This is a genomic window from Collimonas fungivorans (assembly GCF_001584145.1).
In the GTDB taxonomy this organism is placed as follows: domain Bacteria; phylum Pseudomonadota; class Gammaproteobacteria; order Burkholderiales; family Burkholderiaceae_D; genus Collimonas; species Collimonas fungivorans.
Genome location: NZ_CP013232.1, coordinates 4,389,122 through 4,403,007 on the forward strand (window position 1 = coordinate 4,389,122; position 13,886 = coordinate 4,403,007).

Genomic DNA, 13,886 nt, shown 5'->3' on the forward strand with positions numbered 1-13,886 from the left:
AATGCCATTGCGTGCCATTGAGCAATATTTCAGCAGGCGCGCTAGAATCGTCCAATCATTTTGTTATTCATCACCCAACCATTGGAGCTTGATTCATGCTGCGTTCTGCTGTGTTGTCCGCCCTGCTTACCCTGTCCGTCACTCCCTTCGCCCAGGCCGCCGATCCGCTGAGTACGGTGGCCGAGCGTTCGGGCTTCCAGAAAACCGGGCGTTACGAGGAAGTCATCGCGCTCTGCGCGGCGTTTCAGAAAGCCTATCCGAAGCAGGTGCGCTGCACCGAGTTCGGCCGTACCCCTGAAGGCCGGCCGATGCTGGCCCTGATCGTGTCGCGCAGCGGCGCGCTGACTGCGGAAGCTGCGCACCAGCGAAATTTACCGGTGCTGCTGATACAAGGCGGCATCCACGCCGGCGAGATCGACGGCAAGGACGCCGGTTTCCTGGCCCTGCGCGAGGCCTTGCAAGACACTTCCGCCAACAGCGTGCTGAACAAGCAGGTGCTGCTCTTCGTACCGGTGTTCAATATCGACGGCCATGAGCGCTTCGGCCGCTGGAACCGCCCTAACCAGCGCGGTCCGGAAGAAATGGGCTGGCGCACCACCGGCCAGAACTTCAACCTCAACCGCGACTACGCCAAAGCCGACGCGCCGGAAATGCAAGCCATGCTGCAGCTGGTCAACCGCTGGGATCCGCTGGCGTATATCGACCTGCATGTTACTGACGGCGCCAAGTTCGAGCATGACGTTTCGATCCAGGTCGAGCCGGTGCACGCCAGCGACCTGGCTCAGCGCAAGGATGGCGAGGCCCTGCGCGACGCCGTGATCAGCGACCTGAGCAAGCAAGGTTCGCTGCCGCTGCCGTTCTACATGTCGTTCAAGGTCGACGACGACCCTAGCTCCGGATTTGTCGACGGCGTCTCGCCGCCGCGCTTTTCCACCGGTTATTTCCATCTGCGCAACCGCTTCGGCATGCTGGTCGAAACCCATTCCTGGAAAGATTACCCGACCCGCGTGCGTATCACGCACAACACCATCGTCTCGATCATGGCGCAGATCGCCGCGCACGGCGACGCCTGGCTGAAGACCGCGCAGCAGGCTGACTTGCGCGCCGCCAAGCTGGGCGGCCAGCCGGTTGCGCTGAGCTACGAGGCAAGCGAAAAGACCCGTCCGGTAGCGTTCCGCGGTTATGAATATACGCGTACCCAGTCGGATATTTCGGGCGCGCTGATGACGCGCTACGATGAGAGCAAGCCGCAAATCTGGAATGTCACGGTGCGCGACGACCTGCAGCCCGACGTCAGCGTCAACGCGCCGCAGGCCGGTTACCTGGTGCCGGCGGCGCACGCCGCCTGGGTCGGGCAAAAACTGCAACAGCACGGGATCGCTTTCCGGGTGCTGCCGGCGGCGCTGAAACGGGTGGCGCTGGAAACTTTCCGTGCCACCAAAACCAGTTTCGCGGCGCAATCGATGGAGAGCCACCAGCTTCTCAAGCTGCAAGGGACATGGCATGACGAAACCCGCGACCTCGGCGCCGGCGCCCTGTTCGTGCCGATCGCCCAGGCCAAGGCGCGGCTGGTGATGGCGTTGCTGGAACCGCAGGCGCCGGATTCGCTGGCGGCGTGGGGCGAATTCAACAATGCCTTCGAGAAGAAAGAATATATGGAAGCGTATGTGGCGGAAGATGTCGCGCGCGAACAGCTGGCGGCGGATCCGGCGCTGGCGGCCGAGTTCAAGAAGAAACTGGCGGATGATCCTGAATTTGCCAAAGACCCGGCAGCGCGGCTGGAGTTTTTTGCGCGCCGCCATTCTTCCTGGGACGAGCGTTTTAATCTGTATCCGGTGATGCGGACCGCGATCGTGCCGGGATAGGCAGGTCCGCTTGGGCAGCCTGGCGGCAACTCTGAACTATGGCAGCCGGGCTGGCGGCCGGGAATTACTTCTGGTTGTTGCCGATTTTTTTCGACAGGTAGAAACGCAGGGCAAAAGCAGCGACAACGGCGAGTAAAGGCAGGGTTTGAACGAAAGTCATGGCAGGGCTCCGGTTAGATAGACTGTGTTGATGCATCGCAGCATATAAAAACCTGGCACATATGGCCAATTCTTATTTCTGATTCCTTATATAAGGTTCATGAATATCAGGCCGGCCGCCGAACCCATCCTGGAATATAAAAAGCCCGCTATCTTTAACGATGCGGGCTTTCCCTGTCTCCTCACCTCTAGAGAGATGGACTCTTTTTTGCGTGAAGCGATACTGAGCCAAAAAACTTTAACCGTCATCATGCGCCGCAACATAGCGTTGTTTTGCGCCAACAGCCAAAGATACTGCTTGTATCCTTATGCGTTTTTCGCGTAAGCACCTGCTTACTGCCCTTGCCGGATGAGATCCACCGCTTTTTCAGCGATCATGATGGTGGGGGCATTGGTATTGCCGCCGATCAAGGTGGGCATGATCGAGGCATCGACTACCCGCAGGCCCTGGATGCCGCGCACCCGCAAAGTCGGATCCACCACGGCGGCCTGGTCGACGCCCATCTTGCAAGTGCCGACAGGATGGTAGACCGTATCGACATGCTGCCTGAGGATGGCGCGAATCTGCTCGTCTGATTGCGCATCCGCGGTACGTATGTCGCGAGTGCTGTAGGCAGCCAGCGCCGGCGCCTCAAGCAGTTTGCGCGTCATCTTGAAAGCGTCCACCATGTCTTCCAGGTCTTGCGGGTGGTCCAGGAACTTGGGATCGATCAGCGGCGCATCCTGCGGGTTGGTGTTGCGCAGACTGACCTCGCCCTTGCTCTGCGGCCGCAGCAGGCAGACATGGCAGGAAAAGCCGTGGCCGAGGTGCAGCTTGCGTGCATGGTCTTCAACGCCGGCCACGACGAAATGCAACTGCAGGTTGGGCGCAGGCAAATCCGGCCGGGTCTTCAAAAACCCGCCGCACTCTGCGAAATTACTGGTGAGCATACCGCGCCGCTCATGGCGGAAGCGCTTCAGTTCCTTCAGCATGCGCAGCGAACCGCTGGCCGAGATGCCGAAGGTATCCAGGCTGTCCGATTTATGGCAGAACACGAAGTCCGGATGGTCTTGCAGGTTCTTGCCGACGCCGGGCAAATGATGTCGGACCTGGATGCCGAGCTTGCGCAGTTCAGTGCCGTCGCCGATGCCGGACAACATCAGCAATTGCGGCGATTGGAAAGCGCCGGCGGCCAGGATTACTTCGCGCCGCGCACGTAATATGCGCAACATGCCGCCTTGCCTGACTTCGACGCCGACTGCCCGCCCCTGTTCGATGATCAAGCGCTCGGCATAGGCGCCGGTTTCCACCCGCAGGTTGCTGCGCGGCCCCAGATGCGGCATCAAGTAAGCGCGTGCGGCGCTCCAGCGTTCACCGTTTTTCTGCGTGACCTGGTAAACGCCCAGTCCTTCTTGCTGCTCGGCGTTGAAATCCGGGCTGAGCGGATAACCGGCCTGGCGCGCGGCTTCCAGGTAGTGCTGCTGGATCGGGTTGTCGCTGCGCAGGTCGCTGACCCATAAAGGGCCGTCCTGGCCGTGCCAGGCGTTGGAAAACTGTTCGTTATGCTCAGATTTCTTGAAATAAGGCAGCACATCGTCGAACGACCAGCCGCTATTGCCGAGCTGGGCCCAATGATCGTAATCGGAGCGATGGCCGCGGATATAGACCATGGCGTTGAGCGCCGACGATCCGCCCAGCGCCTTGCCGCGCGGCTGGTAACCGCGGCGGCCGTTGAGGCCAGGTTGCGGCACGGTCTCGAAAGCCCAGTTATTGATCCGGGTCGGCACCATGGCAACCGCGCCGACCGGCATCTTCACCATCCAGCTGTCGCCGCTGCCGCCGGCTTCCAGCAGGCATACCGATATTTCGGGATCTTCCGTCAGGCGGCCTGCCATGACGCTGCCGGCCGAACCGCCGCCTATCACCACAAAGTCGAACTCGTCATTCACTGTGCGTCTCCCGCTCTGGTTATATTTATGCGGCTGGACAAGCCAACGGCAACAAATTTAACAGCTGCGGGAAGATCGCGCCATGTGGTGAGTTAGAGCATTTGTTTCAATTACGCAAAATATCCAATCGAGAAAATATTCAATCGGGCAATGCTGCAATAGCTTCAGTGCGCTTTCGACATGACCACCAGCCACTTGCGAAACAGCAATATCTCAAGATGCCCAGCCTGGATGCCGGCATTGCATTCGACGACGGGGTTGCTTCGATAGAGGCGCTTGTAGAAATCGCGGCAGATGAACAGCTCACGCTTGCCGAAGCGCATCAGGATTGAGGAAGGGGTAGACTCCATACCAAAGCGGGAGCCGGAGGTAATATCCAAGTTCGTCATGGCAGCAATTCCAATCTCGTTGAAGGGAATTACACTGTACCATAACTACTGTATATGCATACAGTAAATTGCAGTGTGTCTGTTTTTAGTCACGCCGCAGGCCAGGGGGCCGGCAGCGTGGCCTGATGCTAATCAACGGCGCCAGCCGCGGTCATGCCAGTAATGGTCATGCCAACCGCGGCCTCCGCGCCAGTAACCCGGACGGCCGTAATAAGCCGGCGGATAGTAGCCAGGAGCGCCGTACACCACGACCGGAGGCGGCCGCACATATACTGGCGGCGGCGGTGCGTAGTAGACAGGCGGTGGTGCGTAATAGACTGGCGGCGGTGCGTAATAACCAGGTCCGGGCACACCGATATTCACCGACCAATGGGCTCCGGCAAACGCCGGGGCTGCCGAGAACAGGCTGACGGCAAGCAGTCCGAGCAGGGCAACGCGCATGGGATTTTTCATGGCAGGTCTCGATGGCTTTGAGTTAAACATAACTATATTTAACCTAATTTTCGAAGGCTGCGCTAGGTACAAGTCGTAAGGCCTGTAACAACATGTATCTCTCTATGTGAATTGTGGCTTTTTTCGCACAAGCAGACTTAATCGATCGCCAAGTCCTGGCGCTTGTACCGGGCGATGGCGACCAAGGCCAGAGCGATCAGGAAAAATCCCATCAGCAGCATGGCGGCATTGGCCATCACCCGCGGATAACCGAGCTGGATGACATTCAGGAACGGATAGGGATAAAACCCTGACATGCCGCCGCGCACCATTGCCATTACAAAATAAGCCAGCGGGTAGACCAGCCACAGCAGGCTGTCTTTTGCCTGCAAGCCGTCCTTTGCGGAAAACAGCAGCCAGTACAAAACGAACAGCAAGGGCACCACGGTATGCAAACCCTCGTCCGACAGCCGGTGCAGGCCGGTGAACGGCGCGTGGTTGCGCAGCAGCAGGTTGTAACCGAGGCCGACAATGATGATGTACAGGGTCATTGCCGTGAGCACGCCGGGCCGGGAAAAGAAGCGGCCGGGCGTGGAATCCGGCCTGAGCAGCAGCAGCGTGCAGCACACCGCCAGCAGGACATTGGTCAAGATGGTCAGGTAGCCGAACATGCGCCAGACGGCTTCGCCGTAGGTCATGCCCTTGGCCAGCAGGATCGGAATGGAAATGGAAAATTGCGCGGCGATGGAAAACCATGCGACCAGCGTAATCAGCAGCAGCAATAACTGCGGTGCGGTAGCTTTTTTCATGAGCGAATTCCGGGCATCTGGACTGGCCGTCTTAAGCAGCAATGCCCTGGTCGACGCTCAGCATGCGCTCCACATAGCGTGCGATCAGGTCCACTTCCAGGTTGACCTGCTTGCCGGCTTGCAGATGTTTCAGCGTCGTCACTTCAATCGTGTGCGGGATCAGGTTGATCGAAAACAGGCAGCCGTCGGCCACGTCGTCGACCCGGTTTACCGTCAGCGACACGCCGTTGACCACCACCGAACCCTTGTAGGCGAAATATTTGGCGAGATCGCGCGCAGCCTTGATCACCAGCTCCCAGGACTCCCCCACCGGCTCGAATTTCTGCACCAGCCCGAGGCCGTCGACATGACCCGACACCAGGTGGCCGCCCAGGCGGTCGGCCAGGGTCAGGGCCTTTTCCAGGTTGACCTCGCCGGCAGCGTCGAGGCCGACGGTACGGTTCAGGCTCTCGCGCGAGACGTCGACTTCAAAGCCGCCGGCGCTCTTCTCGACCACGGTCATGCAGGCGCCGTTCAGGGAAATCGAATCACCGAGCGCGACATCAGCCAGCGACAAGGCGCCGGCGTCGATCTGCAGCCTGACGCCGTCCTCGGCACTAGAGCCCAGCGGTTTAACGGAAGTGATTTTGCCGACGGCAGCGACGATACCAGTGAACATGATGACAATATAAAAAATTAACGGAATCGTGCAAGGATACGCAAATCCTCGCCAACCTGCTTGATTTCATGGAATTTCAGGCTCAGCTTGTGGTCCAGGTTCTCCAGCGCCGGCAAGCTGAACATGCCGCGGCCATCGCCCAGGATGGAGGGCGCCAGGTAGACCAGCAATTCGTCGACGCAATGCTCGCGGATCAGCGAGGCATTCAGCTTGGAGCCGGCTTCGACATGCAATTCGTTGATCTGGCGTTTACCGAGTTCGAGTATCACCTGCGGTAAATCGACCTTGCCGTCAGCGTTCGCCAGCACCACGACCTCCGCGCCTTGCTGCTCCAGCAAAGCCTGTTTTTCCGCATCGATGGTAGCGCTGAAAATCAGGTTGCCGCCACCGACCAGGATTTTTGCATCCGGACTGATGCTGAGCTTGCTGTCGACGATCACCCGCAGCGGCTGCCGCGGCAGCGGCGGCACGGTACGCACCGTCAGCTGCGGATTGTCTTCTTTCACGGTGCCGATGCCGGTCAGGATGGCGCCGGCGCGGGCGCGCCACATATGGCCGTCGTCGCGCGCCGCCTGCGAGGTGATCCACTGGCTCTGGCCGTTATGCAGCGCGGTCTTGCCGTCCAGGCTGGCGGCCACTTTCAGCCTGACCCAGGGTTTGCCGGTTTGCATGCGCGTGAAAAACCCGATGTTCAGCTCGCGCGCCTGCGTTGCCAGGACGCCTGATTCCACCGCGATCCCTGCCGCCTGCAGGCGCGCCATGCCCTGCCCTGCCACCAGCGGATTGGGATCGTCCATCGCCGCCACCACCTTGGCCACGCCGGCCCGTATCAAAGCGTCGGCGCAAGGCGGCGTGCGGCCGAAATGACTGCACGGCTCGAGCGTGACGTAGACGGTGGCGCCGCGCACATCGTAGCCCTTGGCAGCGGCATCCTGCAACGCCTGGATCTCGGCATGGTTGCCGCCCGGCGGCTGGGTGAATCCGCTGCCGATGACCTGGCCGTCCTTGACGATCACGCAGCCGACCGCGGGGTTCGGCGCGCTCGACAGCAGACCGTTTTCGGCAAGCCGCAGGGCTTGCGACATCAACTGTTCAACCGCGGTCATGGGAAAAACCTGGAAATCATGAAAAAGCCGTCAGAAAGGAGAGATGCAATGATTGTACAAAATATGCCGCCGCCATCGTTAATTAATATGCGATGCCGCCTATAAGCCTGTTCAAGGCATGATGGCAGCGCGGTTGCGCAGGGTGACCACCCGTTTGAATACCGCCCGCAGATGGCGGTCGCTGGCCAGCCTGGTGCCGCCGGCGCAATCGACATAGCGCTGCGGCTCGATGGCCTGCTGGTTCTCGCCGCGCAACTGCAGGCACAGGCCGATGCGCACCACACGTTCCCAGTTTTGCCGCTGGTCATCGGACAAGGCGGCTACTTGCGTTGCGTTCAGGAACTGGCGCGGCGTTGCCTCACCAGCGGCAGCCACGCCATAGGTCAGCTGCAAGTCTTCGACGTTGCTGAGCACCGGCTGCGCGTTGCGGTTGCCCTGGCAATAAAGGGAATTTGCGCTGACGCCGACACGCGCAGCCACAAAATAAAGATTGCGCGCGATAGTCACCTGCGGTCCCAGCATATAGGCCGGATGGTCGGGCGGCACGGCAATCGGGGCCAGCTTCGCGCCATTGCAGTCAACGCCGGCGCCGCTGGGCGGATCGGAATAGTCATCCGAGCGGTAACTGACTTCGAAAGCGGCCATCCCGGCCTCCGGGCTGCACGAGAAATCTTTCTCTCCCGGTCCCAGCGGCTTGACGAAACCGTGCTCGCAGCCGCGCAAGCCCAGCGCCGGCGTGCCGTCGCTGAGGATGAAATCGGTGACGGGCGCCGTGCCTGCGGGCGAGATTGCGCTCACCACATTGCCGAACCAGGCTTGCCGTAGATCTTTTTCCATCAGGGTCATGGCGTAGTTGCCGTCCTGGTACAGGCGCCGCTTGTCTTCGTTCAGGCGGAAGCTGGCTTTGCCGCTCAGGTAGAGCGTCGTGCTCAGCAACAGCAGACCGGAAGCAATCGCCAGCGCCACCAGCAACTCCACCATCGACAGTCCTCCATGGAGCCAAGCTTGCCTGCGGCGGCTGACGATGTTCAGCATTCGCTGGCATCCGGTTTGAGGTTGATGCGGCCGGTGTTGGCGATGCATATCCTGCGTGCAAATTCGCCGTTGTGGCTGATGACCAGGTTCGTGAAGCTGCTGCTGGCGTTGCCGCCGCTGTTGTAGGTGATCGTCGTCCTGCCGGCGTCGGCCTGGACATTCTCATCCAGTGCGCCCTGCCGCGATAGAATCTGCCGGCTATCGGCTACCAGCACCAGCCAGCCGGCGCCCCAGTCGCCGCCGGCGCGCGTGGCCGTGGCCGCCGCGCTGCACAGCGCATCGGCAGAGTCTGCATCCATGCTGCGGCAGACCAGCACCGCGCGGCCGCGCTGGATGGCTTCGCTGCGCGCCAGGGTAAGCGCGGCGACCAGCTGGCTGATATCGGCGGCCAGCCGGTTCTGGATCACGAACGCCCGCATCGACGGCAAAGCCAGGCCCAGCAGGATGCTGGCGATCGCCAGCGCGATCATGAGCTCGACCAGGGTCAAACCCGAATCCGGCGCAATGCCTGTTGCGCCATCGGGCACGGACGATCGCGGCAAAAACATGAGGGGCTCCTAGTCACCGAATTTTTATTTCATTTTTATTAACCATTCTGACAAAAAAATAGCGCCGGACTAAGCGGCGCTATTGTATTTAAGAATTTACTTCCGTCGGCTCGGCGGCCCGGAAAACTCTTCGATCATGTTCTGGAATTCCGCGACGTCTTCAAAGCTCTTGTAGACCGAGGCAAAACGGATATACGCGATCTTGTCCAGGCGCTTGAGTTCCCGCATCACCAGCTCGCCGACATGGCCGGACAGCACTTCGCGCTCGCCGCTCGACAGCAGTTTTTCCTTGATGCGCTGCAGGGCCTCGTCCAGCGCCTCGACCGATACCGGCCGCTTGCGCAGGGCCAGCATCAGGCTGGCGCGCAGCTTGAGCGGATCGAAATCGGTGCGGCTGCCGTTCTTCTTGACGATCACCGGCATCGCCAGCTCTATCCGTTCGAAGGTGGTGAAGCGTTTGTCGCATTGCATGCAACGGCGCCGGCGCCGGATCGAATCGCCCTCTTCCGACACGCGCGTGTCGAGCACCTGGGTTTCTTCATGCTGGCAGAATGGACATTTCATGATGGCGGTAATCCGAAAGTGATTGCAACAGGCTGTGTCGGCAGTTCCATCTCTACATTATTCCTTTTCGTGGCCGCGCGCCAAACTGGCCAGACTGGCGTCATATGGAGCATGGGCCCGGGCAGAAGCTGCACCGGGCCCATGACTTCTCTCGATTGCCGGCCTGCCCTGCGGCACACCGGCAATCGCTGCATCAGGCTGCGTATACCGGGAAAGCGTCGGTCAGTTTCCTGACTTCGGCCTTGACCCGTTCGATGGTCGCTGCGTCATGCGGGTTGTCCAGCACATCGGCGATCAGGTTGCCGACCTTGGTCGCTTCAGCTTCCTTGAAACCGCGGGTAGTGAAAGCCGGGCTGCCGACACGGATGCCGGAAGTGACGAACGGCTTTTCCGGATCGTTAGGGATGGCGTTCTTGTTGCATGTCATGTGCGCTGCGCCGAGGATCGCTTCGGCTTCCTTGCCGGTGATCTTCTTGGCGCGCAGGTCGACCAGCATCACGTGCGATTCGGTGCGGCCGGAAACGATGCGCAAGCCGCGTGCGATCAATGCTTTCGCCAGGGCGTCGGCATTCTTCACCACCTGCTGCTGGTAAGCCTTGAATTCCGGCGTCAGCGCTTCCTTGAACGCCACTGCCTTGCCGGCGATGACGTGCATCAGCGGGCCGCCCTGGATGCCTGGGAAGATCGCCGAGTTGATGGCTTTCTCGAACTCGGCCTTCATCAGGATGATGCCGCCGCGCGGGCCGCGCAGGGATTTGTGGGTAGTCGACGTCACGAAGTCGGCGTGCGGCACCGGATTCGGATATTCGCCGGCAGCGATCAGGCCTGCGTAATGCGCCATGTCGACCATGAAGTAAGCGCCGACCGCCTTGGCTACTTTAGACATGCGCTCGAAGTCGATGCGCAGGGCGTAGGCCGAGGCGCCGGCGATGATCAGCTTTGGCTTCTTTTCGTGCGCCAGGCGCTCGAAGGCTTCGTAATCGATTTCTTCTTTTTCATTGAGGCCGTAGGACACTACGTTGAACCACTTGCCGGACATGTTCAATGCCATGCCGTGCGTCAGGTGGCCGCCTTCGGCCAGCGACATGCCCATGATGGTGTCGCCTGGCTTCAGCATTGCAAAAAACACGCCCTGGTTGGCTTGCGAGCCGGAGTTAGGCTGGACGTTGGCGGCTTCGGCGCCGAACAGTTGCTTGACGCGGTCGATCGCCAGCTGCTCGGCGATGTCGACGAATTCGCAGCCGCCGTAATAACGCTTGCCTGGATAACCTTCAGCGTACTTGTTGGTCAGCTGCGTGCCTTGCGCTTCCATCACGGCAGGCGAAGTGTAGTTTTCCGACGCGATCAGCTCGATGTGTTCTTGCTGGCGGTGGTTTTCTTTCTGGATGGCGCTCCACAATTCCGGATCGACATTGGCGATGGTATGGTTTTTTTCGAACATGTGATACTCCAATCGATAAGGGTGTGCCTAAATCGAATGAGGGCCAGGGTATTTTGGAATGCGGCAGCCTCAGTCGTACTTTCCATTAGGGCTGCCCAGGCGCACGGCGGATGAAATCTCACGCTTCCCGGTGGATGCCCACCTTTTGCCGAAAGCCGCTGCGATCTTGTGAATCCGCGCGGTCCGGTTTTTTCGCCAGTCACGTGAGACGAAATGGTGCGGCTATTGTAAGCGAAGCACCTGGTTTGGGCAAGATTGGCCCGGACTTCGACACTGGATAAAAAAAGCCGCCCGAAGGCGGCTTTTGCATGAAATTTTCCAAAAAGGCAACAATTTCGGATAGTTATATCTTGCCCGCCAGGCTGATGCCTATCGTACGTGGCGCAATCCGGTAGCCTTCCGACACCGACTGCACGTTCGGACGCTGGATCACCTTGTCGCTATTGGTTAAATTCTTGACAAACAAGGTCAGTTCCCAGCGATCGACAGTGGCGCCGACGCTGGCGTCGACGGTGCTGTAGGCCGGGCGCTGGTAATCCGGATCGGTAGCCACCAGGGTGCCGTGGCTGCTGCCGGTCCAGTGCGCGGCGGCACGGGCGAAACCGTAATAGTCGCCGGGCAGGTTGAAAGAGTACTGGCCGGTCAGGCTGACGTTGTATTTGGGCACGCCCTGGATCGGATCGCCGGCGTGGGCTTTCAGCGACGGCACATCAGACGACAGGGTGGCCTTGGTGTAGCCGCCGGACAGGCCGAGCAGGATGTTGGAAGTCGGCTTGCCCTTGATCTCGAACTCGGCGCCATAGCTCTTGGCCTTGCCGACGTTGGTTTCGTAGTCGAAGCCGCAGCCGGGCAGCGTGATGTCCTGCTGCAGGCCGTCCCACTGGATATAAAAGACCGATGCGTTGACTGACAGGCGGTTGCCCAGCAGGCGCGACTTGTTGCCCAGTTCATAGCTCCACAGCTTGTCGGACTTGAACGAAGTCGGCGCTTCGGTAATGCCGAGATTGGCGAAGTCGGACGCGCACAGCGACGCCGGAATCGGACGGGTATTGCCGCCCAGCCGGAATCCTTCGGTGGCCGAGGTATACACGGTGTTGTTGGGATCGACTTCCCAAATCAGCGAAAACTTCGGCGTCAGCTTGGAGGAACTGCTGCTGACCGATGAACTGGTGGGGCCGCCGTTCCAGTAATCGTCGCCGTTGCGGCTCAGGCTGTCGGTGGCCTGCAGGTAGCGCAGGCCGACAGTGCCGTGCAGGGTCGGCACGAAATAATAATTCAGCTCGCCGAACACAGCTTTCTGCTCGGTGCGGTAGTGGCGCTCGCTGAAGTAGGAATTGTCGTTCGGGAAGGCGATGCCGAGTTGGCCCGGATCGGCCGGATTGGCGCCGAACGCGGCGTAAGTGGCATTGAGGCCGAAGATCGGCTCGTTGTCGGTCACATTGGTATGCAGGTTGGCGTAATAGACGCCGCCCAGCCAGGTGAAAGGCGAGGCTTTCTGGTCGTACGGCTTGGAAGTGACGCGGAATTCCTGCGAGAACTGCCGTATCTGGTTCTGCAGGTACACCGCGGACGGCAAGGCGCCGATTGCAGCGGCGAGGCCAGGCGGCGTATCCGGCACCGCCGAACCGAGGTTGTTGACGGTGGTGCCGTCCTGGGTGCGGTTGAAGGTGCGCTGGTAAAAACTGGAAACCGAGATCAGGTCGGCCTGGCCGAGGTCGTAATTGACGGTCAGGCTGGGCACCAGCAGGCGGTCGTTGCCCGGTTCGCGCACCAGCTTGCTGGTCTGGTTCTTGGGCAGGTCCAGGTAGGAGGCATCGATATCCTTGGAATTGACTTCCTGGTAGAACACCGAGGGCGTGATGCTCAGGTTGCGGGTCGGCTGCCATTTCATGGCCAGCTTCACCACGCTGGAATCCTGGGAATTGATGCCGGAAGCAATCACGTTGCCGGTGGTTGGCGATACCTGGTCGATATACCCGCTCTCATGGCCGGTCTGGATGCCGATGCGCAGCGCCAGTTCGCCCGGGATCAGAGGCTGGTTGACGACGCCGTTGACGGTGTAGTTGGTGCCGCCGCCCTTGGTGCCCGAGACTTCGGAATAGAAACTGGCTTCGCGTTCCTTCAGGCTGGGCTGGTTGCTGATGAACTTGATGGTGCCGCCCATCGAACTGGCGCCGTACAGTGTGCCCTGCGGGCCGCGCAGCACTTCGATGCGGTCGATGTCGAAGAATTTCGGTTCGGAACTGCCCATGCTGTACAGGTTGCGCGTGGTCATCGAGACGTCGTCCAGGTAGACGCCGACGGTGGCCGAACCGGCGGCCGAACTGATGCCGCGGATTTCAATGTTGCTGAGGCCGGCGCCGGAGCCGCTGGCGCCGGAGAACGAGATGTTCGGCATGGCCCGCGTCACGTCTGCAAAATTGTTGATGTGCGCTGCCTGCAATTCCTCGCCGCTGATCACCGAAATGCTCAGCGGCACCTTGCTCGCATCTTCCTTGCGCTTTTGCGCCGTGACGAGCACAGCTTCAATCTGGTCGCTTTGCTTCGCCGATTTTTTCGCCTCGGGTGCGGCGGCGGTATCGGCCGGAAGCTGTTGTGCTGAAGACGTAGCCAACAGTAATGTGGAAGTTGCTGCGGCCACAGCAATCGCACAGGTCAGATTCGAGGAACCAGGTCTCATTGTTTTATAACCCTATGGTAGGCAGCAGTGAAAAATGCTTATCAGCAATATTTATGCCACGTGCGGCTCTCCTGCAAAAGGGGCATTGCTGCCGGCGGCACTTCTGGGCACCAAGCTCAGGGACTGTTTTTTTGTCACGTTCTGGTGCGGCTTGCACCAAAGCAAATACGAAGCTGTACTTCGGCGTACTTCAGCGCACTTCCGCGATAGGCAATGGCGGCCCGGCAAATTGGGCTACAATTTCCGGCTGGACCAATACCGCAATCCAATA

General features: G+C 60.0%; 12 protein-coding genes and 1 riboswitch. Of the genes, 1 reads left to right on the forward strand and 11 read right to left on the reverse strand.

Annotated features, from left to right (window positions below; all coding sequences use genetic code 11):
• Positions 1 to 95: 95 nt before the first annotated feature.
• Positions 96 to 1,865: a M14 family metallopeptidase gene (locus tag CFter6_RS19185; protein WP_061541274.1), complete on the forward strand. Its 1,770-nt coding sequence runs from the start codon at positions 96 to 98 to the stop codon at positions 1,863 to 1,865.
• Between the two features lie 492 nt (positions 1,866 to 2,357).
• Here the strand turns inward: CFter6_RS19185 and CFter6_RS19190 are convergent, their stop codons facing one another.
• From CFter6_RS19190 to CFter6_RS19240, 11 genes are all read right to left on the reverse strand, one after another.
• A complete protein-coding gene (locus CFter6_RS19190; protein WP_061541275.1) occupies positions 2,358 to 3,953 on the reverse strand; it encodes a GMC family oxidoreductase in 1,596 nt (531 codons plus the stop codon).
• A gap of 164 nt (positions 3,954 to 4,117) precedes the next feature.
• A complete protein-coding gene (locus CFter6_RS19195; protein WP_038492120.1) occupies positions 4,118 to 4,342 on the reverse strand; it encodes a hypothetical protein in 225 nt (74 codons plus the stop codon).
• 132 nt (positions 4,343 to 4,474) lie between these two features.
• Entirely contained in the window at positions 4,475 to 4,795 is a 321-nt protein-coding gene (locus tag CFter6_RS19200; RefSeq protein WP_061541276.1) for a hypothetical protein, read from the reverse strand.
• Between the two features lie 137 nt (positions 4,796 to 4,932).
• Positions 4,933 to 5,583, reverse strand: coding sequence for a Pr6Pr family membrane protein (locus tag CFter6_RS19205; RefSeq protein WP_061541277.1), 651 nt, complete (start codon positions 5,581 to 5,583; stop codon positions 4,933 to 4,935).
• A gap of 31 nt (positions 5,584 to 5,614) precedes the next feature.
• On the reverse strand, positions 5,615 to 6,241 hold the full coding sequence (locus CFter6_RS19210) for a riboflavin synthase (protein ID WP_061541278.1): 627 nt from the start codon (positions 6,239 to 6,241) through the stop codon (positions 5,615 to 5,617).
• A 17-nt stretch (positions 6,242 to 6,258) separates the two neighbouring features.
• Complete coding sequence (ribD, locus tag CFter6_RS19215) at positions 6,259 to 7,347, reverse strand: bifunctional diaminohydroxyphosphoribosylaminopyrimidine deaminase/5-amino-6-(5-phosphoribosylamino)uracil reductase RibD (RefSeq protein WP_061541279.1); 1,089 nt, start codon at positions 7,345 to 7,347, stop codon at positions 6,259 to 6,261.
• Positions 7,348 to 7,458: 111 nt separating this feature from the next.
• On the reverse strand, positions 7,459 to 8,382 hold the full coding sequence (locus tag CFter6_RS19220; protein WP_061541280.1) for a PilW family protein: 924 nt from the start codon (positions 8,380 to 8,382) through the stop codon (positions 7,459 to 7,461).
• On the reverse strand, positions 8,376 to 8,930 hold the full coding sequence (locus CFter6_RS19225; RefSeq protein WP_061541281.1) for a GspH/FimT family pseudopilin: 555 nt from the start codon (positions 8,928 to 8,930) through the stop codon (positions 8,376 to 8,378). The genes CFter6_RS19220 and CFter6_RS19225 overlap by 7 nt, the downstream gene beginning before the upstream one ends.
• Before the next feature lie 96 nt (positions 8,931 to 9,026).
• The gene (nrdR, locus tag CFter6_RS19230) at positions 9,027 to 9,494 is read right to left on the reverse strand and encodes a transcriptional regulator NrdR (protein ID WP_014007375.1); all 468 of its coding nucleotides are present in this window, start codon (positions 9,492 to 9,494) and stop codon (positions 9,027 to 9,029) included.
• Positions 9,495 to 9,687: 193 nt separating this feature from the next.
• Positions 9,688 to 10,935: a serine hydroxymethyltransferase gene (glyA, locus tag CFter6_RS19235; RefSeq protein ID WP_061541282.1), complete on the reverse strand. Its 1,248-nt coding sequence runs from the start codon at positions 10,933 to 10,935 to the stop codon at positions 9,688 to 9,690.
• A gap of 86 nt (positions 10,936 to 11,021) precedes the next feature.
• Positions 11,022 to 11,148, reverse strand: a riboswitch (ZMP/ZTP riboswitch).
• Between the two features lie 130 nt (positions 11,149 to 11,278).
• Positions 11,279 to 13,549 carry a TonB-dependent receptor gene (locus tag CFter6_RS19240; RefSeq protein WP_236904418.1) on the reverse strand — a complete coding sequence of 757 codons (2,271 nt, stop codon included), beginning with the start codon at positions 13,547 to 13,549 and terminating at the stop codon, positions 11,279 to 11,281.
• Positions 13,550 to 13,886 lie beyond the last annotated feature (337 nt).